General features: G+C 35.4%; 31 protein-coding genes and 2 pseudogenes. 30 read left to right on the plus strand and 3 right to left on the minus strand.

Annotated elements, in window-relative coordinates:
- Positions 1-45: 45 nt before the first annotated feature.
- The 5 genes from FC748_RS05010 to FC748_RS05030 all read left to right on the plus strand — a co-directional run bounded on the left by FC748_RS05010 (position 46) and on the right by FC748_RS05030 (position 2,952).
- Positions 46-918 carry a DnaD domain protein gene (locus FC748_RS05010; RefSeq protein WP_108030173.1) on the plus strand — a complete coding sequence of 291 codons (873 nt, stop codon included), beginning with the start codon at positions 46-48 and terminating at the stop codon, positions 916-918.
- Positions 878-1,687 (plus strand): ATP-binding protein, encoded by an 810-nt coding sequence (locus FC748_RS05015; RefSeq protein WP_108030174.1) that lies wholly within the window; start codon positions 878-880, stop codon positions 1,685-1,687. The genes FC748_RS05010 and FC748_RS05015 overlap by 41 nt, the downstream gene beginning before the upstream one ends.
- A gap of 36 nt (positions 1,688-1,723) precedes the next feature.
- Positions 1,724-1,915 (plus strand): hypothetical protein, encoded by a 192-nt coding sequence (locus FC748_RS05020; RefSeq protein ID WP_108030175.1) that lies wholly within the window; start codon positions 1,724-1,726, stop codon positions 1,913-1,915.
- Positions 1,908-2,132 (plus strand): hypothetical protein, encoded by a 225-nt coding sequence (locus FC748_RS05025; RefSeq protein ID WP_108030176.1) that lies wholly within the window; start codon positions 1,908-1,910, stop codon positions 2,130-2,132. Before FC748_RS05020 ends, FC748_RS05025 begins: the two co-directional genes overlap by 8 nt.
- A gap of 418 nt (positions 2,133-2,550) precedes the next feature.
- A complete protein-coding gene (locus FC748_RS05030; RefSeq protein ID WP_108030178.1) occupies positions 2,551-2,952 on the plus strand; it encodes a YhfM domain-containing protein in 402 nt (133 codons plus the stop codon).
- Between the two features lie 203 nt (positions 2,953-3,155).
- Here the strand turns inward: FC748_RS05030 and FC748_RS05035 are convergent, their stop codons facing one another.
- A complete protein-coding gene (locus FC748_RS05035; protein WP_108030179.1) occupies positions 3,156-3,590 on the minus strand; it encodes a DUF3888 domain-containing protein in 435 nt (144 codons plus the stop codon).
- A 740-nt stretch (positions 3,591-4,330) separates the two neighbouring features.
- Here FC748_RS05035 and FC748_RS05040 point away from each other — a divergent pair.
- Positions 4,331-4,744, plus strand: coding sequence for a helix-turn-helix transcriptional regulator (locus FC748_RS05040; protein ID WP_108030180.1), 414 nt, complete (start codon positions 4,331-4,333; stop codon positions 4,742-4,744).
- Positions 4,745-4,831: 87 nt separating this feature from the next.
- Here the strand turns inward: FC748_RS05040 and FC748_RS05045 are convergent, their stop codons facing one another.
- Complete coding sequence (locus tag FC748_RS05045) at positions 4,832-6,298, minus strand: S-layer homology domain-containing protein (RefSeq protein WP_108030181.1); 1,467 nt, start codon at positions 6,296-6,298, stop codon at positions 4,832-4,834.
- Between the two features lie 749 nt (positions 6,299-7,047).
- Between FC748_RS05045 and FC748_RS05050 the strand changes: the two genes are divergently transcribed.
- The 11 genes and pseudogenes from FC748_RS05050 to FC748_RS05100 all read left to right on the plus strand — a co-directional run bounded on the left by FC748_RS05050 (position 7,048) and on the right by FC748_RS05100 (position 16,859).
- Positions 7,048-7,221 (plus strand): sporulation protein Cse60, encoded by a 174-nt coding sequence (locus FC748_RS05050; protein ID WP_108030182.1) that lies wholly within the window; start codon positions 7,048-7,050, stop codon positions 7,219-7,221.
- A gap of 182 nt (positions 7,222-7,403) precedes the next feature.
- Complete coding sequence (locus FC748_RS05055; RefSeq protein ID WP_108030183.1) at positions 7,404-8,393, plus strand: hypothetical protein; 990 nt, start codon at positions 7,404-7,406, stop codon at positions 8,391-8,393.
- 85 nt (positions 8,394-8,478) lie between these two features.
- Positions 8,479-9,273: pseudogene (gene terS, locus FC748_RS22175) on the plus strand (phage terminase small subunit).
- Positions 9,273-10,474, plus strand: a pseudogene (locus FC748_RS05070) (PBSX family phage terminase large subunit). The pseudogenes terS and FC748_RS05070 overlap by 1 nt, the downstream one beginning before the upstream one ends.
- A 12-nt stretch (positions 10,475-10,486) precedes the next feature.
- Positions 10,487-11,899, plus strand: coding sequence for a phage portal protein (locus FC748_RS05075; RefSeq protein WP_108030184.1), 1,413 nt, complete (start codon positions 10,487-10,489; stop codon positions 11,897-11,899).
- Positions 11,896-12,246, plus strand: a complete 351-nt coding sequence (locus tag FC748_RS22230; RefSeq protein WP_238600166.1) for a hypothetical protein — start codon at positions 11,896-11,898, stop codon at positions 12,244-12,246. The genes FC748_RS05075 and FC748_RS22230 overlap by 4 nt, the downstream gene beginning before the upstream one ends.
- Positions 12,182-12,907 carry a phage head morphogenesis protein gene (locus tag FC748_RS05080; RefSeq protein ID WP_244311191.1) on the plus strand — a complete coding sequence of 242 codons (726 nt, stop codon included), beginning with the start codon at positions 12,182-12,184 and terminating at the stop codon, positions 12,905-12,907. The genes FC748_RS22230 and FC748_RS05080 overlap by 65 nt, the downstream gene beginning before the upstream one ends.
- Before the next feature lie 306 nt (positions 12,908-13,213).
- Complete coding sequence (locus FC748_RS05085) at positions 13,214-13,726, plus strand: DUF6985 domain-containing protein (RefSeq protein ID WP_108030185.1); 513 nt, start codon at positions 13,214-13,216, stop codon at positions 13,724-13,726.
- Between the two features lie 742 nt (positions 13,727-14,468).
- Positions 14,469-15,425, plus strand: a complete 957-nt coding sequence (locus FC748_RS05090) for a DUF2268 domain-containing putative Zn-dependent protease (RefSeq protein WP_108030186.1) — start codon at positions 14,469-14,471, stop codon at positions 15,423-15,425.
- 390 nt (positions 15,426-15,815) lie between these two features.
- The gene (locus FC748_RS05095; protein ID WP_108030187.1) at positions 15,816-16,340 is read left to right on the plus strand and encodes a hypothetical protein; all 525 of its coding nucleotides are present in this window, start codon (positions 15,816-15,818) and stop codon (positions 16,338-16,340) included.
- Positions 16,341-16,553: 213 nt separating this feature from the next.
- Positions 16,554-16,859, plus strand: a complete 306-nt coding sequence (locus FC748_RS05100) for a hypothetical protein (protein ID WP_108030188.1) — start codon at positions 16,554-16,556, stop codon at positions 16,857-16,859.
- Between the two features lie 167 nt (positions 16,860-17,026).
- Here the strand turns inward: FC748_RS05100 and FC748_RS05105 are convergent, their stop codons facing one another.
- On the minus strand, positions 17,027-17,398 hold the full coding sequence (locus FC748_RS05105; protein ID WP_108030189.1) for a helix-turn-helix domain-containing protein: 372 nt from the start codon (positions 17,396-17,398) through the stop codon (positions 17,027-17,029).
- 192 nt (positions 17,399-17,590) lie between these two features.
- Here FC748_RS05105 and FC748_RS05110 point away from each other — a divergent pair, with 192 nt between their 5' ends.
- The 13 genes from FC748_RS05110 (at position 17,591) to FC748_RS05165 (ending at position 25,705) form a co-directional block, all read left to right on the plus strand.
- Positions 17,591-17,800: a helix-turn-helix transcriptional regulator gene (locus tag FC748_RS05110; protein ID WP_108030190.1), complete on the plus strand. Its 210-nt coding sequence runs from the start codon at positions 17,591-17,593 to the stop codon at positions 17,798-17,800.
- On the plus strand, positions 17,797-18,579 hold the full coding sequence (locus tag FC748_RS05115; protein WP_108030191.1) for a BRO-N domain-containing protein: 783 nt from the start codon (positions 17,797-17,799) through the stop codon (positions 18,577-18,579). The genes FC748_RS05110 and FC748_RS05115 overlap by 4 nt, the downstream gene beginning before the upstream one ends.
- 146 nt (positions 18,580-18,725) lie before the next feature.
- Positions 18,726-19,013, plus strand: coding sequence for a hypothetical protein (locus FC748_RS05120; protein WP_108030192.1), 288 nt, complete (start codon positions 18,726-18,728; stop codon positions 19,011-19,013).
- A gap of 283 nt (positions 19,014-19,296) precedes the next feature.
- The gene (locus tag FC748_RS05125) at positions 19,297-20,817 is read left to right on the plus strand and encodes a ComEC/Rec2 family competence protein (RefSeq protein ID WP_024364705.1); all 1,521 of its coding nucleotides are present in this window, start codon (positions 19,297-19,299) and stop codon (positions 20,815-20,817) included.
- 296 nt (positions 20,818-21,113) lie between these two features.
- On the plus strand, positions 21,114-21,776 hold the full coding sequence (locus tag FC748_RS05130; protein WP_024364704.1) for a DUF4355 domain-containing protein: 663 nt from the start codon (positions 21,114-21,116) through the stop codon (positions 21,774-21,776).
- Between the two features lie 29 nt (positions 21,777-21,805).
- Positions 21,806-22,672 carry a phage major capsid protein gene (locus FC748_RS05135; RefSeq protein WP_024364703.1) on the plus strand — a complete coding sequence of 289 codons (867 nt, stop codon included), beginning with the start codon at positions 21,806-21,808 and terminating at the stop codon, positions 22,670-22,672.
- A 14-nt stretch (positions 22,673-22,686) separates the two neighbouring features.
- Positions 22,687-22,839 (plus strand): hypothetical protein, encoded by a 153-nt coding sequence (locus FC748_RS21985; protein ID WP_158694854.1) that lies wholly within the window; start codon positions 22,687-22,689, stop codon positions 22,837-22,839.
- Positions 22,840-22,848: 9 nt separating this feature from the next.
- Entirely contained in the window at positions 22,849-23,175 is a 327-nt protein-coding gene (locus tag FC748_RS05140) for a head-tail connector protein (protein ID WP_024364702.1), read from the plus strand.
- The gene (locus FC748_RS05145; protein ID WP_024364701.1) at positions 23,162-23,485 is read left to right on the plus strand and encodes a phage head closure protein; all 324 of its coding nucleotides are present in this window, start codon (positions 23,162-23,164) and stop codon (positions 23,483-23,485) included. The genes FC748_RS05140 and FC748_RS05145 overlap by 14 nt, the downstream gene beginning before the upstream one ends.
- Positions 23,485-23,910 (plus strand): HK97-gp10 family putative phage morphogenesis protein, encoded by a 426-nt coding sequence (locus tag FC748_RS05150; RefSeq protein WP_024364700.1) that lies wholly within the window; start codon positions 23,485-23,487, stop codon positions 23,908-23,910. Before FC748_RS05145 ends, FC748_RS05150 begins: the two co-directional genes overlap by 1 nt.
- Positions 23,907-24,350, plus strand: coding sequence for a DUF3168 domain-containing protein (locus FC748_RS05155; RefSeq protein WP_108030193.1), 444 nt, complete (start codon positions 23,907-23,909; stop codon positions 24,348-24,350). The genes FC748_RS05150 and FC748_RS05155 overlap by 4 nt, the downstream gene beginning before the upstream one ends.
- Positions 24,351-24,392: 42 nt before the next feature.
- Positions 24,393-25,172, plus strand: coding sequence for a phage major tail protein, TP901-1 family (locus FC748_RS22180; protein ID WP_108030194.1), 780 nt, complete (start codon positions 24,393-24,395; stop codon positions 25,170-25,172).
- 62 nt (positions 25,173-25,234) lie between these two features.
- Positions 25,235-25,705 (plus strand): tail assembly chaperone, encoded by a 471-nt coding sequence (locus tag FC748_RS05165; RefSeq protein WP_108030195.1) that lies wholly within the window; start codon positions 25,235-25,237, stop codon positions 25,703-25,705.
- Positions 25,706-26,009 lie beyond the last annotated feature (304 nt).

Here is a 26,009-nt window from a genome sequence, read left to right on the forward strand (position 1 = left end):
ATAAAAACCTTTAAAAAAGGTCGAGTTAAGGAGAGGCGAGGGCAAATGGGGATTATCCGAGTAGCTAAAAACAACAACTATGTAGTGATGAATCGTACAGCATTAAATGACAACCGTCTATCTTGGAAAGCTAAAGGCATTATGGCTTATATGCTTTCAATGCCAGATGATTGGGTGTTTTATATGGACGAATTAATTACGCATGCTACAGATGGCAAAGATTCGTTCAAAAGTGGACTAAAAGAGCTTAAAGATAACGGCTATGTAGAGCGTAAACCAGTTAGAGATGAAAAAACGAAAAGGATCGTTGCTTGGGAGACGATTGTCCATGAAGCGCCTATCCAACAAGAGGAGAAACCATCAGTAGAAATCCCACCAGTGGAAAAGCCATTAGAGGAAAACCCACAAGTGGAAAAACCACTAGTGGAAAATCCGCCCCTACTAAGTATTGATAATAACCAAGTATTGAATAAACTAAATACTGATATTAACCAAGTACTGAAAGAAAGAAAAGAGAGAGAAGAGAAAAAAGAAAATCGGTCGGTCAATCCTTTCTTAGAAATTAAAAATTGCTTTGATTCAAAAATCAGAATCAGCAACTTTACGGATCATAGAAAAATGGACAGATTGCTTGAGCTGTATCCAGATCACTTACTCATTATCGAAGCAATGAAATTAACGGCAGACCTTGGCAAGCTAAGTATTGAGTATGTGGAGGGAATATTACGAAACTGGGCCATTGAAAAAGGGATTCATTCTTATGCCGACTGGGTATCGAAGGAGGCTAAAGTAAATGGAATGGATAAAAGACACAATAAAATCAAACAGATTCCAAGAAATTCTACAATTCATGCAAGAACAGGCATCGAAGCCTTCTATGAGCAGCTCGAACGAGACAAACGAGCATGGGGAGGATAAGTGTCCAAAGTGTAAAGGAACAGAATTCGTTTTCTCCCATTACGAGACCATGGGCAGTCAAAAATACGAGATTCATAAACCTTGTGATTGTCGAGAGGTGAACAGGTGGAAACGAAGATTTAAGAACGCGTTGATTCCAGAAGAATTTGTACATGCAAATTTTGAAAACTATGTTTGTGATACCGATATGCAACAGCGCATGTTTTCGATGGTTAAAGCCTACTTAGACGCTTTTCCTGTTACTCGTGATGAACTGAAAACGCAAGGAGCTCAAAACATTGGCTTTATTGCGACTATCGGAGAGCAACGGATTCGTGCATTACCACCTAACGAGCGTTTAGAGCTGAAAAATAGACATAATAACTTTGGTATTGGAAAGACACACTTGCAAATCGCATTATCTAAACAGCTAATCAAAAAAGGCTTTAATGTGCTCGTTGTATCCGATGTTGCCTTTATGGATGAAATGATGGCAGCGAAGCGGATGAATGATAATAGTGAAACGTATTACGCGCTATTAAACAACGTGTTATCAGCAGATGTACTCGTTTGGGATGATGTAGGAAAAGCAAAGTGGACAGAAGCTCGCGAAGGTTTGTATTACTACATTATCGACGAGCGTTACAAACGGAAATTACCAATCATTTTTAATAGCAATGAGGATAGAGCAACTATTGCGGAGCGTATTGGGTATGCAAGTGCTAGTAGATTACTAGATAAAAATGGTGACGTATTAGAGACGGAAGGCACTGACTGGCGATTGAAATAAAGGGGGCGCATAGCCCCTTGATTGGAGGTTGACGGTATGAATCATGATTTAAAACAGATTTTAGCCAAGGTTCGTGAGGCGAGATGTGAGTGGGAACTAAAAAACCTCGTGAATGATCTAGAGGAATTCAACAAACAAAATTACAAAGCGGCTGCTATCGATATCGCTCTAGAAACAGGTGATCGCAAGGCTTTTAATAAATTGGTGGTGTGTGATACAGATGACTAAAAATTTCACATGGTACGCACCAAATGCAGAACTGCTGAAATGCCCTGTGCCTGGCTGTCATCACATTGGGACCATCATTACGAAAAAGCATTGTTGGCTAGAGCATGGTATGACGAGAGAAGAGGTTGGTAAAAAGTACGGGAAGCCTAAACGTATTTTGACATATAGCGAGAATCAAATTAAAGCGAGGGACGAGGAATGGGTGAACAATACTTAATCAATCAGTTGGTGTTACACATAGGCCTCTACAAAAAATATCAGTACAAAGAAAACGAGATAGGGTTTTATCAGAACCTTGAAGCTTTACGGTTACTGAAAGGGTTGAGCACACAGGACGAAGCTTTGGATTATGCTATTGCATCTACTGAGGGAGTGAAGGCTTCATGAGACTGGTTAATGGTATTCAAAATGACATTCATAGAACTTATAAGCAAGTAAGGCAGTTAGAGAAGAACTGATTTAAGTTGTTTTATTAACAGACCTGAATAATTTGAAGGATATCATATGAGAAACTGCGGGGAGTGCCATCGTATTTGATAGAAAATGTACAGTAAATGAAAATTTCGGCATTTTGTAACTGTTTAATAGATTTTAAGTCTAATCTATTAAACAAATAGTGAGAGGTCTGGGATCTAATGAAAAAAATGTTTATAATATTCGTTTTGTTGTTTCTTGTCGGTTGTAATAATGAAGAGAAGAAAACTTTTGAGTTTGCAGGTGAAATTCAAAAAATAATTGTGATTGGACAAGGTACAAATGCTAAGTTAGATAAACAAGAAGTTGAAAATGCTGCTGAAATAAAACTTTTTGAAGATGCAATGCAAGATGCCACTATATTATCACAACCTCATACAGATGAAGGTCCTTTATATAAGCTTGAAGTGATATACGATGATAACTCGAAAGAAATCATTGATTTATGGTATTACGCGAGTGCAAATACAGGAAGCTTTTATATGAATGAGAGGTATTCTTTGAATGAAGAAGCCGTTCCAGCATTAATTGAACTTTTGGAGTCTTATAAAGAAGAAAAATAATTTACTGAACATTTTGAGGAAAGAAATTAAAAAAGGGTCACTGAGCTGTGACCCTAAAAATGAGAGAGGTAGTGACTGTCAACTAGCACCACAACCAAATAAGTGCGTGCGATACACTTCACAATAATTTGTGTAGATTAAGGGTAAATATACAACTTAAATCTGTGCAGCACATTATGAAAATGTTCAGTGAAAATTTTGAGTTAATTAGTAAATTTAGATAACTTTTCAACTTCTTCAGGAGTAATGTGTTTAGCCTTATATGAAATGACAGCCTTATTTGAAATCACTTTATACTTTTCTGAAGGTAATCCAGGTGGTATACGAAAAGTGATGTTAATTAGTTTATATGGTGGATTGTGTGCACCTTCAAACGAAATCACCCTTAAACTAACATCATAATAGTCATATTGTCTATTTCTTTCAATCTTTTCAATCCTTTCAAATTCGAATAATTGATTATCACCGTATGAGGACATTGTTTCAAGAATTGGTATACCTAATTCGCGTAAAAAGGCTAACTCTATCACGCTAGGGGGTTGATCTTGAGGGAAATATTCTATATCTGATTTAGCAAAAGCAGAATTTATGAGCAGAAGACTCATTAAAAGCAACGAAACGATTATTATTTTTTTCATAAACTTAAATCCTTTCTGCAATTATTCTTGTTATTTGCAGATATAAGAAATTTTATGTATATGAATTTGAACAAATATCAAATTAATTTTCACTGCACAATATGAGGAATAAACGAAAATAGAGCGATTATATAATCGCTTTAGAATCCAGTTATGTAGTATAATCACTTATTTCTTTCAAGTTCTTTGATTCGTTTTTCTAATTTTTTGATTTTCATGTCATTAAGTAAACCAAAGATTAAAGCGATCATTGCAAAGGTAGAAGCAACGAATAAACTCATTCCGCAACCCCCTAATATTTGTTAATTAAATTATACAATAGGTTGCTCAATGTAACAAATTACATTGTTAATATGAATTACTGAACATTTTGAGGAAATTATTTATTAAAAAAAGATGGGAGTTCCCATCTAATTACGTCACTTATCTAACTTGTTAGAAATTTCCTTCAAAATCTTATTGCGTTCCTTATGTATGCTTAAGAATTTAATCACAAACCAAATTACTAATAATAAAGGAACTAGTGTAATTAGTAGTGGTATCCAATCTATTATAACGAAGCCTTTGTCTTTTATAGTCATCATCGAATCATTCATTAAGGTATAACCCTCCTTTTAGGATTATTATACCATAATAGTAAATAAAAAAGCCGCAGCGTTTGCAGACGCTACAGCTCGAATTGGATTGCTAGTTAAGCCTTCTCGTAAGCATTATACCACAGCTTAAGGGGGGCTAACCTGATGGGCAAACAAGGGCAAATTAAAGTAACGAAAGAGGATTTACTGCAGTGGATTAAGAATTATCATTGGATGGTGAATACGGTAAAAGAACTTCGGAACGGTATGACTGTCGGGGCAAAGACAGCACAGTATGGAATTGAAGCAACTTTACCAAAGGCAGCTGGAGGCGTAAGTGATCCAATAATTTCGGAGGTTGTTAGACATTTGAAACATATTAAGCGCATCAAAGAGTACGAGCATAAGATTACGGCAGTGCAAGAACGTATAGACAAGGTGCATACACCTCGTGAAATTGAAGTGCTGTTTTGGTTACTAGAAGGCAGTTCAATGCGCTGGATAGGTCAACATATGGGATTATCGGCTACGAGTATTGGACGCATTAAGGAAAATATAGTAAATCAGATGATGGAATGATGTTAGGTCCTTAGCTCAGGTGAAAATAAAAATAGTTAGCGAAAGAAAAGGGTACATTCTAGTTATCAGAATGTACCTTCCCTCTTTTTATTTCGGTATCTCCATTTCGATTCTTCCTAAAGGAATACCAAACGCAGTAGTTCGAACTCCTAATCGAATGAACCAACCTTCTGGTAATGGATCTATTCCGTATTTATCATATATAGATATTGGTTTTATCCCGATTTCTTTATCCCTAGAGTCTTCAAGGAAAGTTACAGAATTGGCTAGATCAGATTTCCAAAGGTATAAGTCACCTTTACTACCAGTATCAATCCAATCTTGGATTATAGGTAATATTTCATCTGAATTAGATCTTATAATATTAACCTGGTCTTTTAGTACATTATCTATCTCTAAATGCGGGAACATTGTATGTATAACATCTAAAGCATCTTCTAGTGATTTATCATTAAGATAATCGAAGCTAATTTCAAAACTATCATAACTATTTTTAGGGAAAGAACTTAAAGAAATTTTCATACTATACCCTAAAAAATCTCCAATTATAGTAGAAGAGGTTGTATCGTCTGATAACATTACACTAGACGAATACAATGTACTAAATACGGGATTATAATTAGGTCCGTAACCCCTTTTTAACAAGGAAGTCAGAATGTCATTAGCATAAAAATCTCTAAATAGTTGTGATCTATCCCAATACTCAGTAAATTGTTTAGAAAAGTTTTTTCTATATTCGTCTCTACTTAAAGAAACTTTATCAGCTGATGAATCTAACCATTTCATATACTCCTTATTTTTTATGACATTAATAGCCTCAACACCTGTCATAACAACCGTCGGAGCCTCATCTGTGTAAAACTCATTCTCCGGAGTTTCCTGTTCTTGTTGCATTTCAAATTTCTGTAAAGCACGATAAAGGAACGATGCGAATTGTTGACGTGTTACATTATCATATGGAGAGAAAGTAGTAGGTGTCGTCCCTGTCGTAATTTCCAATTCATATAATACTGTTGCATAATTCTCGAACCATTGATCTGTAGTATCACGGAAAGGACTTTTTCCTACCTTAGTTACATCTAGCCCTAATGCTTCAATTAAGATTTTTGCCATTTGTCCACGAGAAATACTATTTCCGCCCGAGAAATTTCCTTGTGAACCATCAATTACTCCTGCTTCATAGGCTGATACAATATCCTCATAATACTTATTAGACTTGTCTACATCCTTAAAGCCACTGTAAGAGCGTATTTTTTCTAATTTAAATGTTCGATTTAACCATGCAACCGCTTGTTCACGAGTAATTGCTTGGGTTGGTTTAAATGTCCCATCCGTTAATTCTATAACACCTTGTGATGCCAATGTTAAGATGGCTGTTGAGTGTGTATTTTTTGAATAAACATCTGAGAATGACGCATCTACTTGAGTAGTAGAAGATACTTTTGGCGTTACAGTGAAAGTATAGTTATACACAGCTTTAACTGGTTCAATTATTACGAATAATGCTATGAACACTATAGATATTACAGTAATTATTAATCTTCCCTTGTTCATTTTGAGCCTCCTAAATAATGAAATCTATTAAATATTCTATATTAATTCGTTTGTCAAGTATATATAAAACGAGTAATTATAAGGACTATATGGTTATTTTATGAATTATTAATACGAAAAAAAGACTATTTTTGTCTATTTTTATATGATTCACATAAACGCCCTTTACAAACTAAATATAATGATTTTCTATTAAGAGCATAATGAATAATACAAAACTACATGTTACAAATGTGATAAACGTTACATATGTTACACATTAGGTATTTAAAAATTTATTTTGTATACTAAAGGGAAGGTCAGACAGGAATATTTTATCCCTTGGTATTTATATAATCATAAATATTAGGGAGAGACAGACCGACAACCGACCCGCGCCTCATAAACTTGTTCGGGGCAAGACATACGTGGCTGGCCCATATTTTTTAAGAGATTAGGTATCTTAATGAATATAAAAGGCTAAAAATCGGAAAAGGAGTGGTTTTTATGTTAACTTCGTCCACTTTCCATAATTCAGTCAAACTTACTAAACGTGCACGGAAATGTACTAAATCAATTCGATTGCAATAATAACGTGGAGTAGCACTACCACGGTTGCTAGAAGTGAGCTAACTCGACATTTTTACGACAATAGAATAATAGACGAATGCAAGACCCCTTGAGCGGATTCGAGGGGTTTTTATTATGTCATGCCATGATGACATTCACTACCATTTTTATTAGTATTAGAGTGAAGGGAAGTGAGATGGATGACTAAAATTAAAGTTATTGATAGTCGAAAAAAAGATGATTTCGAAAACAAAGTTAACGAATATTTAAAAGAACTTCAAAATCATGAAATTATTGATATTAAGTATTCCGCTAGTGTTGTGAATAGTCTGGGTTTGCCTCTAATTTATTCTGCAATGATAATCTACAAATGATGAATCTCTATAAGTCGCACTCGTTTTGAGTTGTGGCTTTTTATTTTGCCCTGAAAAGTGAGTATCGAGAAATTTCCCCCTTTACTGCTAGGGCAACAGTACTTACTTTTGAGAGTGGAATTTGTAGAAAATTGTTCCAATTTATAGTCTTTTGTCTTATGCTTTAGGTAGGAGGAGATAGAATGACAATTGAAAATAACCCAGTTCAAGATGAAAAAGAAAAGAGTATTCCTATATGGGTCTTCATACTTGCAGGAATTGCAATTTTATTTGTTGTCCCATCGGCGTTTGCTGGACTAATGTCAAGTGATTTTTTTAGTTTTGCACCAGGAGGTACAGATGGTTGGCTAAGTTATTGGGGAGCATATTTAGGTGGTATTATTGGGATGATTGCTGTAGTTGCAACAACTCAATACATTGTAAGTAATCAGAATAAACAACAAAAGGAGCAAATGGAGGAGCAGAGAAAACAGCACTTAGAGCTTCTGGAAAGCCAAAATGCGCATCATAAAGAGCAATTAGAGGAACAAAGAAAAGCAATTATAAATTCAGCTGAATTACAGGACAAAAAAGAGAGAGAAAGGTTCATTTTACAGGTTGAAATAAAACAAATTGAGGAATTTTCATTATTATTAGCTGAGTTATATGATTATTTTCTAAAATACAAATTAAATGCATTTAAAGTTATTGATTTCTTATTCAAATCAACAAAAGCTTATTATGTTTTTTTAGAAGATAAAGAAAACAAAGATAATAAAAAAACGACAGTTTTATTGAATTCTTATAGCGAATTGGCAGATTTATTGAATAATGCATTAACAAGAAATAGTGAAATAATAATGGGTATTAATAATATACTAAATAAATTTTCTGTTTTTTATAACTTCGAACAAAATGATATTAATGAATTGAAAAAGATTTTACAAAAAAATTCTGAATCAGTTTACAATAAAATACGCGAGAAAGTAGATTTCAAAAACCAGATATTAAATAGTAATGAAAGTTTTCAAGCAAAGAAGAAAAAAGTATTATGTTTCTTAGAAGAAGAAAAATTGATAATAGAAGAAAATGATATGAAATTAGATGAAATAATTGACCAAATTACCAAAGTAAGTGAAGGTTTCAAAACACTAAAATATAATTCTATAAATAAATACAAAATTGCAGATTAATAAAACAACACTTTTTTATTTTCAAAGCTATTAATACCAATTATATAGTAACTAAACAAATGACGGAGGTGGTGGTGTATGAGATATGGCTAATTGGGATGAAATTAAACAAGAGTGGGAAACCGCGAAGATTACGCTTGCTGATCTAGCTGAAAAGCATGGGATAAAGCTTGGTACATTAAAGAGCCGTAAGAGTCGTGAGAAATGGTCGAGGGATGCAACTGAAAAGGATGCAACCAAAACAGCTAAGGTTGCAACTATTTCTAGTGAGGATGCAACCGACAACGAGATAGAGACTGAAAGTAGAAACCGCGGTGCGCCAATAGGAAACAACAATGCAAAAGGGAATAAAGGCAATGCAAACGCTTCGCCTCCGAAACGAAACACAAATGCACTAAAGCATGGCTTCTTTCAAAAGTTCCTACCAGAAGAAACTCTAGAAATTATGAAAGCAATGAATGAACGTTCTCCAGCCGATTTAATATGGGATCAAATACAAATCCAGTATGCTGCTATTATTAGAGCTCAACGTATTATGCATGTCGAATCAAAAGACGAAATCATAAAAGAGCTCAAGCGAGAGAAGGTGCAAGGTGGTAAAAATACTGCTCACGAAACTGAATACAACTTCCAATTTGCATGGGAACGACAGGCGCAACTACTCACTGCTCAATCGAGAGCAATCGGGGAGTTGCGTTCTTCGATTCGTTAGTTCGTGGAGATGGCGGATCAGGATGATGAACGCAAATTGAAGCTAGAACAGATGAAGTTGAATATTGAAAAGACGAAACTGGAGATCGACAAAATCCAGTCTGGAGATACAACAACACAGGAAAGTGAAATTGCTAAGATGTTGCGTAAGATAGCAGGTGATGAATAATGGTAGAGCTCACACCCAAACAAAAAGAGGTTATGGACTGTTTTATTCATGAGAAACCGAAAATATTGGCTGCTAGTGGCGCAAAGAGGGCGGGTAAGACTTTTATTCTTATACTGCTTTTTTTAATGCACATTGCAAAGTTTGAAAACAAAGGGCTCTCTTTTATTATTGGTGGATCCACACAAGCAAGTATTCGAAGGAATGTTCTTGATGATATGGAGGCTATTTTAGGCAAAGAATTAAAGTTAGATAAAACAAATGCCGTCCGGGTTTTTGGTAATAAAGTGTACTGCTTCGATGGTACAAATGCAGATGCTTGGAAAAAGGCTCGTGGTTTTACTGCAGCTGGAGCATTTTTGAATGAAGGTACGGCATTGCATGACATGTTTGTCAAAGAGGTCATTTCACGATGCTCGTATCCTGGAGCTCAAATGATACAAACCCAGAAAATCCTGCACACCCGGTTAAGACAGACATTATAGACAATGATGGTCAATTACTGGATAGCGGAAGGTTAAACATCAGAGTTTTTCATTTTACTTTGTTTGACAATATCTTTCTTGATCCTGAATACGTTGAGTCCATTATTGCTTCTACACCTTCAGGCATGTTTACCGATCGCGACATTTATGGTTTATGGGTAGCAGCCGAAGGGATTGTATACAAAGACTTTAATGAAGATCGTCATTATATTTCCAGTGAACAGTTTAATAAACTCAACATCGTTAAATACTTTGCTGCTGTAGACTGGGGATACAATCACTTTGGGGCGATGGGTGTATTTGCAGAAGATGAAAAAAGGAACGTTTATTTTTGTGAAGAACATGCTAAACAATATGAAGAAATTGACTACTGGGTGGCAGTTGCGAAGGATATTAGCAAACGCTATGGTAATATTAATTTTTATTGTGATTCGGCTCGACCTGAGCATGTAAAACGTTTTAGACGTGAAGGCTTAAGAGCATTCAATGCGAAAAAGAATGTAATATCTGGGATTGAAGAAGTCGCCAAAATGTTTAAAATAGGGCGGCTTTTTATTGTTGAAGATAAAGTAAAAAGGTTCAAAGATGAAATATATCAATATGTATGGAATGGCACAACTGGTGAACCAATTAGATTATGGAATGACGTACTAGACATGATTCGTTATGGTATCTACACACATTATCAAAAAGCAATTCTCAAAGGGAAAAACCGATAAGGAGGTGTCAGCATGAATGAATATATCCAATACATCGATGGGAATGGTATTTCGCCTTTGTTACTTGATAAGTTAATAAAAGAAACACAAGCAGAACGAAATAAACGATTACTCAACTACAACCGCTATAAAGCTGAAGCAGTGCCCATTTTAACACGTAAACCTGCAGACTACGCCCTAGGCAATGCACATGTACAACGAGTGGATGATAAAGTGAACAACACGCTAAATAATCCACTTGATGCTGAAATTGTAGACACGAAAGTAGGCTATATGTTCGGTAATCCAATTTCATATGTGGTAGATAAACAAGCTCAAAGCCTTAAATCATTAACAGAGGCCATTGAGCTTTTTAATTTGCGAAATTCGATTGATGACTTGGATAGTGAATCTGGGAAGAAAACGGCTATTTGTGGCTATTCTGCTAGGTTACTTTACATTGACACTGAAGGAAATGAACGTGCGATGGTTATTGATCCATGGGAGACAATCATCCTTTCAGAAACTGGAGAAGTAAGTGAACCTAAATATGGATTTCGCTATTTTAAAAGCGCAGAACTGAATGCTGAAGGGGAAAAAGTAGAAATTGAGCAGCTGGTATTTTACGATGCTACAACTGAAAAACTCTACACTCGTGCAGATAAAGATTCATCTTTTGTACTGAAAGATGAGCGCAAACATTTATTCGACTACTGTCCTTTATTTGGGATTTCAAATAATGAGGAACTGCAGGGCGATGCGGATAAAGTGTATAACTTGATTGATGCATACGATCGCACTTTATCAGATGCTTCTAACGAAATCGAACAGTGGCGTTTAGCGTATTTAGTACTTAAAGGCATGGGAATGGATGAGGAAGATGCACAGAAGGTTGCACGCACTGGTATTTTTGAGTTGATGGGTGAAGATGACGACATTAAATATTTAACCAAAGAAGTCAATGACCAAATGATTGAGAATCATCTAAATCGTTTAGAGGAAAATATCATGCGATTAGCTAAAAGTGTGAACTTCAGCGATGAAGCGTTTGCCGGTAATACAAGTGGCGTGGCTATGAAGTTTAAACTGATGGCACTTGAGAACAAATGCAAAACAATGGAGCGTAAGTTTACTACTGCTCTACGCTATCAATTCAAAGTGTTGTGCAGCGCATGGGCAAAGAAGGGGATCTGCGCGAAAGATGATTACTTGAAACTTTGGTTCGAGTACAAACGAAACGTTCCTATGGATTTATTATCTGAGGCACAAGCATCACAAGCATTAAAAGGGCTAGTGTCAGAGCGAACACGACTTTCTAAGATGTCGATTGTGGATGATGTGGACTATGAGCTAAAAGAGATAGAGAAGGACACTAAGGTGTATGGCAAAGACTTAGAGGACTTAGAGGACTTGGATGACGATCCTGAAGAAGTGGATAAACTATGAATCAGCAAGAGATTAATAAAATCCTAGATGAACTGGAGAAGAAGGCTGAAAAAGACATTAAAGTGGTCTTTAATAAGCGTTTAAAATCCATCCTCGACCAAATGCTGCAGATGCATCGTAAGTTTGGTAAGAACGGTGAAGCCACTTGGACTGACGTCAATAAATACAATCGCTTCAATCAAGAAATGAAGCTAATAGCTCAAGAGCTCAATGCGGATTATAAAGCAATTATTAAGCTAATAAGAGCGTCAGAGGAACGACTATACATTGAGAGATACTTTAATGATGGCTTACCTGTTAGAACAAGCTACAGGCGAAGAAATGGGCTTTGTACTGCCTTCAGTTGAAACAGCTCTAACTAATCCAGTTGAGTTTTTAACACTTCCGAAGGTATTTGAAGCCCACAGGAACGACATAATCAGACGGTTAAACATCGAGATAGCGCAAAGCCTACAAGCTGGCGAAAGCTACACGGAAATGGCTTATCGTATAGAACAAGCAATGGGCTGGACCAAGAAGAAAGCCATCCTTGTGGCTCGAACTGAAGGTGGTAGAGTACGGTCACAAGCCGATTTAGCTGTAGAAGAGCAGGCTAGTAAAACCGTTCGGCTAACAAAGGTGTGGATGTCGTCACTTGATACCAGGGTTCGTAAGTCTCATCGCAAGTTAGACGGGCAAAAGGCTGATAAAGAAGGCTATTACCACTATGGTAAGTGGAAGTCAAAAGCGCCAAGGTTATGGGGCATTGCATCCATGGATATACAGTGTCGGTGTCATTCGATTTACTTGGTGAATGGAAAACTACCCGAATATAGACGAGGCAAAGACTACATGGATGATACGTACCAAAAGAAATTAGCAGCTCGTATAGATGCTTACATGGAGGATTTAGGGCTAACATATAGACAGGCGTTTAACAAAGCTTATAAAGAAGTAAATCCACCAAGTGTAACAGTACCATTCATGAGCTTTGAGGATTGGAGAAAGCAGTTTAGTGGTGAAGGGTGAGTGAAGCTAAATATATTTTCTAAATAAAGCTTGATAAAAATCACCTCGTTGTTTTTTCTTAGAGGTGATTTTGTTTTTGGGTATTTATGTTAATATTGAATTGATTTTCAATGTTATTTATCTTTTGTTCCATAATCGGGCAATATTGCTGAATAAAGGTGATTAGTCCTTATAATAGTGGTTAGTAGTGATGGGGCGGATAAAAGGTTGTATTAAAGAACCATAGACCTTACCACACATCGAAATATAGCATGTTTATAGGGAAATAGATAAGATTATTTTTTATAATAAGGAGGAAATTTAATTATGGATTTATTGCACCCTATATTCGGAGAGTTAGAGTTAAATGAATTTGAAGAATACGAAGCAATTAGACTTATAAAGTTTTCAGGATTAGAAAAAGAAGTGAAAATAACTTTTGACGATGAAATCAACGAGAAACATTGTCAAGCATATCAATATTTTATAGAAAATTTAGATAGAATAACTCCGGAAATAATACAGTCTATGATTGAATATCAGAATGAATGTCATGATTACACTGACTATACAGCGAGTTTCAAATATTTTGAAAATACCAATGATGTCTTAGGTACCGAGCTTTTTGAAATTGTTCTTCAAACCGTACTTCATGGAGTAGTTACGGATTCAAACCTCTATCATAAAGTAATGAAAGAAGAACTAAATGGCACGGAAGAAGAAAGATACGTAGTGCTATTGTTTGAAGCAAAATGGGTAAATGATGATTATCACATCTTAAGTGTTGCTTTAGCGAATGAAAAAGTGATTTATGTGACAGATGAAAATATTACAATTTAATTTGGTGATTATGAGCATAATACGAAGTTTATAATTACCAGCTTATCATAAAAACTATATGTAAATGTTTTGACTCATCTTATAAATTTACATTAATACAGAAATAAAAAGAGTAATAGGATAAGTCTATCGTTGGAATAGGGATATTATCAGCACATCTGATAAGGAGATTTACATATAAAAAGGGTCGCAAATTGCAATCAGCACGGCGAACCGTATCAAAGTTAAATATCAAGGCAATGTGGTAATAAGGTTTTATATTCGTCATTTAGTAATCTGGCGCGATTCTGTAATAAGTATCGGCGCTAGCAGGAGTTTTAATTCAATAAATGTTATTTAATATAAAGCCCTTCATATTGAGTTACTTTTTAATTTACCTAAAAAAGTAGGATTAGATATCACAAGGAACGCGCATTTATTATTGCTAGTTTGGATATTGAGTTGGAGAAAGAAGCGGAGTCTGTGAAGAAGTAATCGCGGAAATTTACTTAAACTAGTGGCGCAGGTTAGTTAAATCGTTTTGTTTAAAGGTTATTCAACAATCGGGCCATTTAATTGAATAACGCTTTTAAATTAAAAATAGGGTTTTATGTTAATCTTGATGTGAATTTGTGAAATAGTGTACATAAGTTAACGAGGCAGGTTAGTTCAATAAGAAATTTCAAAGAAATAGATGAATTAATACTAAAATACGGTAAAATAATTAGATGAATAGTCTGTTTTTTACATAGGGGGATTTTATTTGAAAAATTATAAAAAAACGGTTATCGTATTTCTTCTAATAATTACGTTGCTAACACTTACTTCCTGTACACAAGCTGAAGAATCGAAAGCAAAGCAAGATATTGAAAGTATCGTTTTATCATTCGAACACCCACAAACAGGTCAAAAATTTAAAATAGTCAATGCCTATAAACTTTATCAAAACTATGCAGATAAAGTTGAAATTAATCCAGAACAATCACAATTGGAAATTTATAATGAAGAGGTAATTAAACCAATATATAGTGTTTGTTTTGAGAATGGTGAATATCCTAATATGGCAGATGAAGTTCTAAATGTAGCTCCTGACCTTTTAACAGAAAATCAAATATTAAGTGAAAAAATTGATAGGGAAGAAACTGAAAATATTATTAAAGAAGCTCTTTTAAAATCTTCTGACCTTCTTCCATCTGGAAAAGAAACAACTGCATGTGTTTTTCCTGCCACAAATACAAATATACTAATGACTACAGTGGGGGCAGGAAAAATAATAGTACTTTACAACAAATATTATAACGAAGATGTTTTAAGGTCTAGCATGGCTCACGAATATCATCATAGTGTTTGGACAGAGAAGTACTTACGTAATGCTCCACCTTTTACTGTTTTGGATCATCTAATATTTGAAGGAAAGGCATTTATGTTTGAAAAGTTAGTTTATCCTGATATTGATATTGATTTTGCTCCAATTTATTCAACATTCAACAATTATTATTGGTCAAAAATTGTATTAGATCTTGAAAAGTATGACTTTAATCGGGCTTACGAAATTATTCTGGGAGGTAATGGCCTTCCTAATCGTTATGGTTACAGTGAAGGCTATAAAATGGTAAAATCCTATCTTGATTTGCACCCAAACGTAACCCCAGAGGAATGGACTGCCCTAAGTGCAAAAGAAATTTTTGAAAAAGGAAATTATCTTGAAAACTATAAATAACAAATCTATGAACTTATAGACATATATACTAGGGGTAAATATATGTTAATGATTAGTTATAAATCATTGAGTTGCGTATGCAGCTCTTTTTTTCTTATTGAACTGAGGGTGCTTTAGTTCAATAACGATCTTCAACAAAAGGGCGCGATTGTGTAATAAGGATCAGCGCACGGTTTCATTAAAGAGCCAGAGTGCGAAATAAGGGATATAACCAGATTTATACGAATTCACAACGGTAAACAAAGAAATATCCCCAAACGACGCTTTGGAAAGGTTATACTTCAACTAACGGCACAGGATAGTTGAGTTAGCAAATATAGCTGCTAGTTGTTGGAGTAGTAATTATATAGCATTGTTCAAATAATGATGCCAGGAAATGAGGAATAACCGATGTCAAAAACGGTACTTGATAAAGCTAAGAGGATTGTAGCAGGAATCGAAGTTTATCCAGGATTAGCTAAAGATTGGAGTAAAGATAATTATGACAATTATTATCTTTACTTTTCAAATCCAGATCCTGAAATACGAAAATATTCGTTACTTGTTTTTTTTGTGGGTCTTAGTAATTGGCAATTGGGGTCAGCTTTTATCTTTAGACCAATCAAAGAACTTAAAAAAGACGAAGATTTCGATGGAAATAAAGTGTATCGTTTTGAGGATTATGTTCGATCATTTCTCGACAATAGAGAAAACATTAAACAAGAGTTCCCATATTTATATGATAATTTGGTTTGGTATTTACTTAGGTTAGATAATCAAAAACATTTTGAGTATATATTTAGATCCGTTGATAAGAAACTATTCATTGAACTTAGACAAGTGTTAATTAAATCGGGTATTGATGCTAACATATTACCCAACAATTTAAATAACATATTAAGAGAAGTAGGAATTACTCCATATTTTGTAGATTAAACATAATTTTTAAACGAACGGCATTCCTTATTGATCAAACATGCGCTTTAGTGCAACAAGGATTTATAAAGTATTCATAACTAAACCTAATAACGTTCCCAAATTAAAGTTTGAACTTACACCAAAAAGTTACGAATGTTTTAATAGGTGTGTCAAAAAATAATAATAGTCTACGTCTTGAAAAATTTACTAAATAGAAAGGGAAGATGTATTATGATTGTTAAAGTCGGATTTGAATATGAAGATGACATAGAGTACATGATTTGTCTTGCAAAAGTAGGGAGAAATATTAACCGATTACAAGAGGAATTTTGGGATTGGCTATTTGATAGAAAGAACCAACATCCTTATTGGGAAATACATTATCAAGATGAAGAAGGAAATCCTGTTTATGGAGTGAGTTACCGTACAGATGCTTTTGTATATTGGTTGAACAAGGTGAAATTTAATAAAGGCAAGAATGTCGCGAGATTAATAGAAGTTCCAAAGACACCACCTAAAAAAACAATTAGGTTTTAAAGGTAATAAATTATTCAATTTTATTCAAAATAACGTTCCCAAAGGAAAGCTTAGACGTACACCAAAAAGTCACAAATGTTGTTAAATCAACGTTTGTGACTTTTCTTATGCGCATTATTTATTAAGCTTTTTATGCAAAGTGCAGTTTGACTGGTTAAGTATTATTATTACGTTTCATGTTTTAAAATTTCCCAAATATCACGTAATCTCTGAACTGCCTCTTCTTTCGAATAAGGAAGTTCTTTGTAAAACTTCTGTAGTTCTGGATTGTAAGCAAAGGCTTGAAAGTCTGCATCTTCTTCTTGAGGAGCAAGCTTTTGTTTTTCTGTACGACCAAGAAGGTAATCTATTGAAACATCAAAAAGCTTAGCGATATTACTTAAAGTGTCAATAGGAGGCATTTTTGTGCCATTTTCATAAGCTGTATAAGTAGTTCTTGCAACACCTATTTCTTTAGCAACAAATGATTGGGTATATTCAGGCTTTGATTTCTTTATATTTTCACGAACCTTTTTTAAACGTTGTGCAAGAATATCCATTTATACGCACATCCTTAAATATTATTTGGCTACTTATGATTGTATATGTTACCTAAAGGAACTTCTATATTTAATTATTTATTGTTCCTTAAAGAAACTTTAATATTCAAAAAGTATTGAAATGTTCCTTATAGGAACTTATAATTAAATTAATTAATGTTCCTAAAAGGAACTTTTGAAAGGGGAGAGGTTATGAGAAGATGGCTGAAACAGATCCGAATAGCTCAAGGAATAAAACAGGAGGAAATAGCTGATTCTGTGGACATTTCACGTGGGTATTATGCAAACATTGAACGGGGTGAAAAAACACCATCAGTAAAAGTGGCGAGAAAAATAGCAGCTTATCTAAAATTTGATTGGACAAAATTCTTTGTACAAGAAAAGGAGGAAGTAAATCTATGAATCTTACTTTAGCAACACAAAATCAATTTAATTCAGTTATTTGTGATTTTTACCAAAATGAAAACAATGAAGTATTTATGACAATTAACCAGATAGCTCAGGCGCTTGAATATGCAAGTAAAAAGGGCGTTGAAAATTTAGTAGCTAACAATGAGTACCTTAGAGATGAAGAATTCTCGACTATTGCAAAGGTATCTACAGGTACCCACGGAAAAGGGGGTACCCAAGAAACCCGTATTTTTACTGAGGATGGTATATATGAAGTAACAATGTTATCTAAACAACCTAAAGCAAAAGTATTTAGAGCTTTTGTTCGAAAGACACTTAAATCTTTACGTAAAGGTGAAATGATTTTAGTTCAACCCCAAAAGGTAGATACTAAACTTGAGGTACAACGTATGCGAGCTGAGGCAATGTTGAATAACAGCCGTACACGCCAAGCTAAATTAATTCTGGACATGCAGAAAAATAAAATCTTATCTCCCGTAGCTGTTGAGTTGTTACAAGTAAATGCTTTAGAGGTTTTAAGTGACCAAACAATTGATTACCGTCCAGAAGTAAAAAAGACATATACGGCTAGTGATATTGGTTCAGAATTAGGAATTTCACCGCAAAAGGTTGGTAGTATTGCAAATAAACATAACCTTAAAACCGATGAATACGGTTATTTTGCTTTGGACAAGTCACCATATAGTAATAAACAAGTAGAGTCTTTCCGTTATTACGAAAAAGGTCGTCAGAAGATACATGAAATTGTCCAGGGGAAGTTGGTTAACTAAATGGGGTACAAAAAAAGAAAAGCCATGCTTTAAGCGGCAACTTAAAACATGACATAAATCTGAGTGACATCCACCCATATCATAAATCTATTATAACCGAATATCGTTATATTTAGAAGTGGATGTTACTCCCAGGAGGGAGAACTGTGCAAATACCAAGTGAAAGTTGTTTACAAGCCATGATCCATTATTCAGAGTTTTATAATCTTTCACCACCACTATCGAATGATTTTGGCGATTGGTGCAAGAGTGTGGTGAATGAAATGGGTGACAGAGAAATACATCTACTTTATTTAGCGGTGAATGCTGCATTAAATAAAGGACTTGGTTGTCAAAAGTTAATGAATATAATGTTTCACGAACTCCAAAGACGTAAATCGGAAATAGAGTTTTACGTGACTTATGCAAACGCATTATCACAAATCAAGACCTAAATTGTAAAAGTCATAAAATAAAAGGGTGATATTTAACACCTTTTTATTTCTTGTTCAATAATCATGCCTTAGGAGATAATATCTTCATTTTTACATTTCTTTCACAGGATTATAGATTTTATGGAACAATTGGTATAATTTATTAGTAGGAATTTAAAAGGGAAGATAAAATGGGTAAAAGAGTCCATCTCTTTGTTAGGGAAGGAGGTACTTTAAGGTTTCAATATTAGTTAGATGGAATGAAATAAATCATATAAAAATTTTGGGATGAGTGATTTTATTAATGGCATTTATATATCGATATGAATTGAAAAATAAAAATTTTAGACAAAAAATAAATTTAAAGCTGCACGAAGAAAACATAGTTAATGCAATAAATCAAACATTTGGTAATAATGTATATTCTTTTAAGGTTTATTCTGATTACTTTGAGTTTAGATTGCGACACAGTATAGCAACTAACCTCGAATTACAAAAATTAGGTAAAAACATAGTCAATTCTGATGCGGAGTTAAGTAGCTATAAGAAGGTTTATAAAAAGAATTCACAGTTATTTAGAAGAAAAAGAAGTTCATATTATGCATTTTTAGAGGATATAGAATATGAGGATCAAATATATTATTTAAAATTTGATTTGGTAGACCAAGAAGATAGTGACAGAATCCAAAATGAATTTGAGGAGAACCAAACTACGAAAGGAGATTTGTTAGGAACACTAAATACATTTAGCATGATTGTGGAAATAAAAGAGCTGGACTTGATGGGGAATAAATTAAAAAGAATTTTAAATATTATTAATGAAGAAGCTTCAAATAGATGGTATTTACTAAATGGTAAGCATGTTAAAAGTGGGAACTCTTTAATTTTTCTAGATTATACTGGTAGTCAAGAAATTGTATCAAACTTTATGCTATCTTCAATAGAAGACTTAGTAGAAACAGCTCAATTAGAAAGATTTTATAGCTTAGAAGGTATACAACACGAAGAAAAAACAGATTTTAAAGAAAACTATGATGATTTCTTTATTGCGGTTTACAATGTTGGGCAAGGATTATGTTCAGCAATCTGTAATTATAATTCACAACCAATTGTATACTTTGATTTTGGTGGTGGAGAGCGAAGAGATGCAGTAACCTATCCGCCAAATGGAATAGAATATTGCTTTAGTCTTAAACCTAAAATAATATTATCACATTGGCACAGAGATCATTGGATTGGCGTCCATTACTGTAAGGATGCTTTAAAAACAGAGTGGATAGTTCCAAATCAGAAAAAGGGACCTCAAGTTACTAAACTATGTGCGGATATATCAAAATACGGTAAGTTGACCGAGTTAAGCTCAGGAACTTTCAAAACGCCTTTTGGTAGCTTATTTATTTGTAATGGGGATAATAGACACTACCATAATAACGGGATAGGTTTGTTAGTTGAAAATAAAAGTAATGAGAGATTTCTTTTGCCAGGGGATAATAGATATCAATTCATACCTGATCAATTCTTATCTAATTTAAATGGACTCGTGGCTTCACACCATGGAGGAAATTACTTCAAGAATAATTGTGGTAAAAATAAGATTCCGCTGAATGTTAAAGAAGGTAAAATTGTGTACAGTTACGGAAAACATGCAAAGTTCACCCCGAAATTTAATTCCCATAGTCACCCTTCTTATACTGGTGATTATATTAAATATAAGTGGGTAAAATCTTTGGAACTACATACACCGGATGGTCACCGTGCAATTGGGGTTAATAATACAATAAATAAATGTAACTGTGGGTGTGATTTAGAAATTAAATATCCATAGTTGTGATAGAATATATCAATATTTATTTTCTTTTTGTAAATAAATGTTATTATTTTTTATTCAATGTTCGGATGCGATTATTGAATAAGCATCACTGTTCTTCTAAAGCTAACGGGGACTTCAGTTCAATAAAGTTCATCTAATTTTAAAAAACTTTCATAAAGTTAAAAAGCCATTCTTTTAGAGTGGCTTTTTATTTTGTCTTTCCTCTCGCAGACGCTATAAAGAACGGGAAAAAATATTATCGAACAGTTTAGGGATTCCATCGGATAACTAAATTGGGCAAGGAGGACATGATGAAGAACAATCCATTTTATTTAAAAACCTTTTTACCTTTAGCTATTCAAATGTTTTCTGATGGTGGGGAAGGAAATCCTTCAGGGGATCATCCACCACAAGGAGATGGCGGAAACGGACAAGGGGCTACATTGACACTTGAATCGGTTCAATCATTTTTAAACGACAATGATGAGGGTAAGAAATGGTTGCAGTCATTTGCTGATACACGTGTAACGGAAGCGATTAAAACGTATGAAACGAAAACTCTCCCAAAGAAACTAGAAGAGGAAATTACAAAGCGTTACCCACCGGAAACGGAGGAAGCGAAACAGTTACGTGAGTTAAAGGCACAATTTGAGCAATCGCAAAAAGAAGCTGCACGTGAAAAGTTAATTAATCAGGCGTTATCTATTGCAACTGAAAAGCGTTTACCAAGTAAGTTAGTAGCGTTCTTTGTCGGTGAAGATGCTGAAAAGACAACAGCTAATTTAGGTGTACTTGAAGCGGAATTTAACGCAGCTGTTCAGGCAGAAGTGGATAAACGCTTTAAAGATGGTGGAACGCCACCACCACAAAAAGGAGGGGGCTCAACAACATTGACGAAAGAAGCTGTACTGAAAATGACAACGGATGAAATCAATGCGAATTGGGATGAAATCGTGAAAAACAATTTACTATAATCGATTAGCAGTAAGGAGGAAATATCGTTATGACGATTAAAAACTTTATTCCAACAATTTGGTCAGCTCGACTTTTGCACAATTTACAAAAATCATTAGTATTCGGACAAGCTAGTGTCATCAACCGTGATTATGAAGGTGAAATCAAGGCTTACGGTGACACAGTAAAAATCAATGGTATTGGTGCGGTATCCGTAGGTGATTATACGCGAAACAAAGATATGAAGGATCCAGAGGAACTGACAGATCACACACGTAATTTAGTGATTGACCAATCGAAGTTTTTCAACTTCCAAATTGATGATTTAGATAAAATTCAACAAAATCCTAAATTAATGGATCATGCAATGCGTGAAGCGGCTTATGCCTTATCGAATGTCGCGGATCAATTTATTGCCTCTCATTATGTACATGCTGCTAACACTATTGGTACGGACAAGGATCCGATTCAGGTAACGAAAGCCAATGCCTATGAGTACCTTGTGGACCTTTCAACGAAATTGGATGAAGCCAATATTCCGACACAAGGTCGTTTTGCTGTTTTGCCACCTTGGTATGAAGGGCTATTATTAAAAGATGATCGCTTTGTTGGTTCTGGTGCTTTGCCAGCAGACGAACGTTTGGTTAATGGTGTTGTAGGTCGAGCTGCAGGTTTCTTACTTATGAAATCTAATAATGCACCATTTGTTGATACAGGTTTTGAAGGCGTCGTCGCAAACTCAAAAATTATCGCCGGACATAATATGGCCTGGACGTATGCTGAACAAGCTGCAAAAGTAGAGGGCTATCGAATGGAGAAACGTTTTGCAGATGCTGTAAAAGGACTTCATCTATACGGTTGTAAAGTGGTGCGCCCAGAAGCTTTAGCAGTACTTTCAGCTAGACGACCAGCGTAAGGAGGGGGTTAAAAATGTTCGTAAAAAACTTAAATACGGGTATCACATGGGCGGTCACTGAAGAACACGGTGCTCGCCTTTTGCGTACAGAGGAATTTGAGGAAGTACAATTAGAGAAGCCTAAACGTACCATTTCTAAAAAACCAGAAGCAGAAACTGAAAAGTAGGTGGTCAATATGTGGCAACCAACTCAAGAAGAAATCGAACAGCTAAAACAGTTAAATGGTGATACAGGAGCTAAGCATGATGCGTTTTATTGTGCAATGGCTCCTATTTTATTTGAAGTAGCAATTGACCATTGTAACGGTGCGTGGTGTCCTGAAACGATGCCTCAAGGTGTGCAACTATTTATCGCTAAGGCTATACAATTCAATATGCAAACAACAGGGTTAAAAGGACGTGTTATGGGGACAGTCTCCTATTCTTATGACACAGAGTTTCCAAAAGCCATTTGGACCTATTTACGGCCATATAAGAAGGTGAAGTTTCATGCATTACGATGAATTTCCTCATACAGTCGAAGTCGTTGAGAAGCAACGTATTTCTGATGGTGCAGGGGGATATAAAACGAAGTGGATGCCAGTGGATACAATCGAAGCGTTTGTTGATACACCAACAAGCAAAGAGCATTATTATGCTCAACAGCTAGGTAATCCATTGCAATGTTACATGTATTACCCCTACAGAACTGATTTAACGTCTAGTATGCGATTACGCTTTGAAGGGGAGATATACGAGTTTGCAGGACGTCCTGAAGATCAAGGTGGCCAACATGAAATGATGCGTGTGGCTTTAAAGCTGGTGATGTCATAATGGCTCGAATTACTTTCAGTGGATGGAAATTGTTAAGAGCCGCGCAACGTTTTGAAGAAGGGATTTTAGATAAAGTATCCGACATTGTGTACGAGACTGCAAGGCTTATACAAACTGAGGCTAAAGCACTCGCGCCAGTTGATGATGGCAGCTTGCGTGACTCTATCGAAATGAAGATGCTAGGGAAGTATAACGCTGTTGTCACTGTAGGGAGCCATTACGCTATTTGGGTGGAATTTGGTACTGGCGTACATGCAGAGGGGCCAGGAGGAAGTAGAGCCAAAAAGATTCCTTGGACTTATTACAGTGAAAAGTTAGGACACTGGGTAACTAGTAGCGGTAATAAAGCTCAACCATTCTGGGGCCCTGCAGTTGATGCTGGACAAGCGTATTTTAAAACAGAAATGAGGCGTTTAGGCTTATGACCAATTATTATGCGCTACCTTATTTTGAGTTGCAACAAGCTATCTATCAAAAGTTGATTGCTTGTGAAGCGCTGACAAATATTACTCGAAAAAGTGAAGAGGATTTAGGTGCGTACGATACTGTCGATGAAAATACACCTTATCCATACGTAACGATTGCAGAGCCTTATTCATCACCATTTGACACGAAAACGAGCAATATTGAAACGATTTCTTTTACGATTCATGCTTGGTGGATGGATAACGATGAGTACAGCGGTAAACGGAAAGTGTATGAGATGCTATCAGCTTCTCAACAAGCGCTGATGGCTCAAAATTACAAACTTCCAAAAGCTAAAGTGCTAAGTGTTAAAAGGCGTGACTCACGTGTTTTTGATGACAATAGCCCTGGAGTAAAGCATGGCGTCTTAGTCGTGCAATATAAAGTGCAGAATATTTAACAGTCCTTTATGGGGCTGTTTTTCGTTTAGGAGGGGAAATACATGCAAAACGGTAAGGATACAGTTTTAATTGTCCAGCTTGCTACAAATGCATTAGGTGAGGATGGTTACCTCATCGGGCATCTAACTGAAAATAGCCACTCTATCGAAAATGAACTAGTTGATGAACAGACGAAATTTGGACGGATTCTAGCATACGGCCAATCGAGTGAATCCTTTGAAGTTACGATGTTTGGTGACAAAACAGATCCAGGACAAAAGGCAATTTTAGATGCCATTCGCAATAAGGTGCAGCTAAAAGTTTGGCAAGTTGATTTAAATACAGTCAAAAATGATAGTAATGAAGATGTACATGATGCCATTTTTGCTTACACATTAGTTGAATCAGTAGAGATATCGAATCCAGGTGACAACTTCCAAGAAATCTCCTGCACGTTACAGGTCATCGGAGAATCCAAACCAGGACAATTGCCGAAGCTACCTGATTCCGTTATAGCATTTGCAAGGAGTGCATTTGAAAAGCCGGGAGAGAAAACAGGTGAGTTCGGTAAAGCGAAAGAAAAAGCAGTACCTGTAACGAGTGTGACAGTGACACCTACAACAGCATCCATCGCTGTGAATGCTACCAAACAATTAAGCGTTGTTGTAACTCCTGAGGATGCATCAAACCAACATGTAACATTTGAATCGAGTGATACTACGGTTGCGAAAGTATCGCCTACAGGTCTTGTAACGGGACTTTCAGCAGGAACATCTACCATCACAGTCACTACGGTAAGTGGAGGTAAAACAGCTACCGCAGCAATAACGGTTACAGCTTAAGGAATAGGGAGCAATGTGCGCTCTTTACTTTTTGACTCGTTTTAATAGGAGGGTTAAATCATATGGCAACATTAACAATTGGCAAGAATCAATATGAAGCAAAATTCGGATTCGCTTTTAAAAACTTAGCAGATAAAAACTACAATCAAAAGGATAAGGAAGGCAATGAGGTAGGCGGGTTTAGTGCTATCTATACAGGGCTATTGCAATTTGATTTAGATGCCTTAAAAGCGTTTTGGGATTGTGGATTAGCGCATTTAAAGAACCGACCATCAATGGCTCAAATAGAGGCGGCGTTAGAAGCAAGAATTGAAGAAGATGGAGACACAACCATGCTATTTAAAGAAGCATTTCGTGAGATTAATGACTCGGGTTTTTTCAAAAAAGATGCGAAGACGTTTTGGAAGAACTTAGAGCTATTCAAAACGATGGGCAAAAACGAGGAAGAGCAAGCGGAGAATGCCAAGGGCGTTCAGATCATGCTAGACGCGAAAGCGGAGCTATTGGAAGAGGAAACAGAGTTGACGAACTAGAATGGCTCGAAGTCCTATCAAACGCTGCAGAATACTTAGGTGTCCATGATGTCGATTTAATAATGTCATGGACACCAAACGAGTACAAAGCGCTTCTAATTGGCGCACAAATGAAAATGGTGAGTGATTATGAAAATTTAGCGATTCAAGCCATGTATATTCGCAAGGCTGAAAATGAGAAACGTTTAAGGTTAACGGACTTATTTGATGCTGAAAAAGCTAGAAAAAGAATCCTAGCAGGTGATAAAGACTGGAAGCAAACTAAGAAAATAGACACGTCACTTTACAAGAAAGCACAGGCTGA

The organism is Lysinibacillus sphaericus, from assembly GCF_005217585.1.
Lineage (GTDB): Bacteria > Bacillota > Bacilli > Bacillales_A > Planococcaceae > Lysinibacillus > Lysinibacillus sphaericus.

Coding starts and splice junctions, on each gene's coding strand:
- FC748_RS05010 (WP_108030173.1), top strand. CDS start 46: ATGGGGATTATCCGAGTAGCTAAAAACAACAACTATGTAGTGATGAAT.
- FC748_RS05015 (WP_108030174.1), top strand. CDS start 878: ATGAGCAGCTCGAACGAGACAAACGAGCATGGGGAGGATAAGTGTCCA.
- FC748_RS05020 (WP_108030175.1), top strand. CDS start 1,724: ATGAATCATGATTTAAAACAGATTTTAGCCAAGGTTCGTGAGGCGAGA.
- FC748_RS05025 (WP_108030176.1), top strand. CDS start 1,908: ATGACTAAAAATTTCACATGGTACGCACCAAATGCAGAACTGCTGAAA.
- FC748_RS05030 (WP_108030178.1), top strand. CDS start 2,551: ATGAAAAAAATGTTTATAATATTCGTTTTGTTGTTTCTTGTCGGTTGT.
- FC748_RS05035 (WP_108030179.1), bottom strand. CDS start 3,590: ATGAAAAAAATAATAATCGTTTCGTTGCTTTTAATGAGTCTTCTGCTC.
- FC748_RS05040 (WP_108030180.1), top strand. CDS start 4,331: ATGGGCAAACAAGGGCAAATTAAAGTAACGAAAGAGGATTTACTGCAG.
- FC748_RS05045 (WP_108030181.1), bottom strand. CDS start 6,298: ATGAACAAGGGAAGATTAATAATTACTGTAATATCTATAGTGTTCATA.
- FC748_RS05050 (WP_108030182.1), top strand. CDS start 7,048: ATGACTAAAATTAAAGTTATTGATAGTCGAAAAAAAGATGATTTCGAA.
- FC748_RS05055 (WP_108030183.1), top strand. CDS start 7,404: ATGACAATTGAAAATAACCCAGTTCAAGATGAAAAAGAAAAGAGTATT.
- FC748_RS05075 (WP_108030184.1), top strand. CDS start 10,487: ATGAATGAATATATCCAATACATCGATGGGAATGGTATTTCGCCTTTG.
- FC748_RS22230 (WP_238600166.1), top strand. CDS start 11,896: ATGAATCAGCAAGAGATTAATAAAATCCTAGATGAACTGGAGAAGAAG.
- FC748_RS05080 (WP_244311191.1), top strand. CDS start 12,182: ATGATGGCTTACCTGTTAGAACAAGCTACAGGCGAAGAAATGGGCTTT.
- FC748_RS05085 (WP_108030185.1), top strand. CDS start 13,214: ATGGATTTATTGCACCCTATATTCGGAGAGTTAGAGTTAAATGAATTT.
- FC748_RS05095 (WP_108030187.1), top strand. CDS start 15,816: ATGTCAAAAACGGTACTTGATAAAGCTAAGAGGATTGTAGCAGGAATC.
- FC748_RS05100 (WP_108030188.1), top strand. CDS start 16,554: ATGATTGTTAAAGTCGGATTTGAATATGAAGATGACATAGAGTACATG.
- FC748_RS05105 (WP_108030189.1), bottom strand. CDS start 17,398: ATGGATATTCTTGCACAACGTTTAAAAAAGGTTCGTGAAAATATAAAG.
- FC748_RS05110 (WP_108030190.1), top strand. CDS start 17,591: ATGAGAAGATGGCTGAAACAGATCCGAATAGCTCAAGGAATAAAACAG.
- FC748_RS05115 (WP_108030191.1), top strand. CDS start 17,797: ATGAATCTTACTTTAGCAACACAAAATCAATTTAATTCAGTTATTTGT.
- FC748_RS05125 (WP_024364705.1), top strand. CDS start 19,297: ATGGCATTTATATATCGATATGAATTGAAAAATAAAAATTTTAGACAA.
- FC748_RS05130 (WP_024364704.1), top strand. CDS start 21,114: ATGAAGAACAATCCATTTTATTTAAAAACCTTTTTACCTTTAGCTATT.
- FC748_RS05135 (WP_024364703.1), top strand. CDS start 21,806: ATGACGATTAAAAACTTTATTCCAACAATTTGGTCAGCTCGACTTTTG.
- FC748_RS21985 (WP_158694854.1), top strand. CDS start 22,687: ATGTTCGTAAAAAACTTAAATACGGGTATCACATGGGCGGTCACTGAA.
- FC748_RS05140 (WP_024364702.1), top strand. CDS start 22,849: ATGTGGCAACCAACTCAAGAAGAAATCGAACAGCTAAAACAGTTAAAT.
- FC748_RS05145 (WP_024364701.1), top strand. CDS start 23,162: ATGCATTACGATGAATTTCCTCATACAGTCGAAGTCGTTGAGAAGCAA.
- FC748_RS05150 (WP_024364700.1), top strand. CDS start 23,485: ATGGCTCGAATTACTTTCAGTGGATGGAAATTGTTAAGAGCCGCGCAA.
- FC748_RS05155 (WP_108030193.1), top strand. CDS start 23,907: ATGACCAATTATTATGCGCTACCTTATTTTGAGTTGCAACAAGCTATC.
- FC748_RS22180 (WP_108030194.1), top strand. CDS start 24,393: ATGCAAAACGGTAAGGATACAGTTTTAATTGTCCAGCTTGCTACAAAT.
- FC748_RS05165 (WP_108030195.1), top strand. CDS start 25,235: ATGGCAACATTAACAATTGGCAAGAATCAATATGAAGCAAAATTCGGA.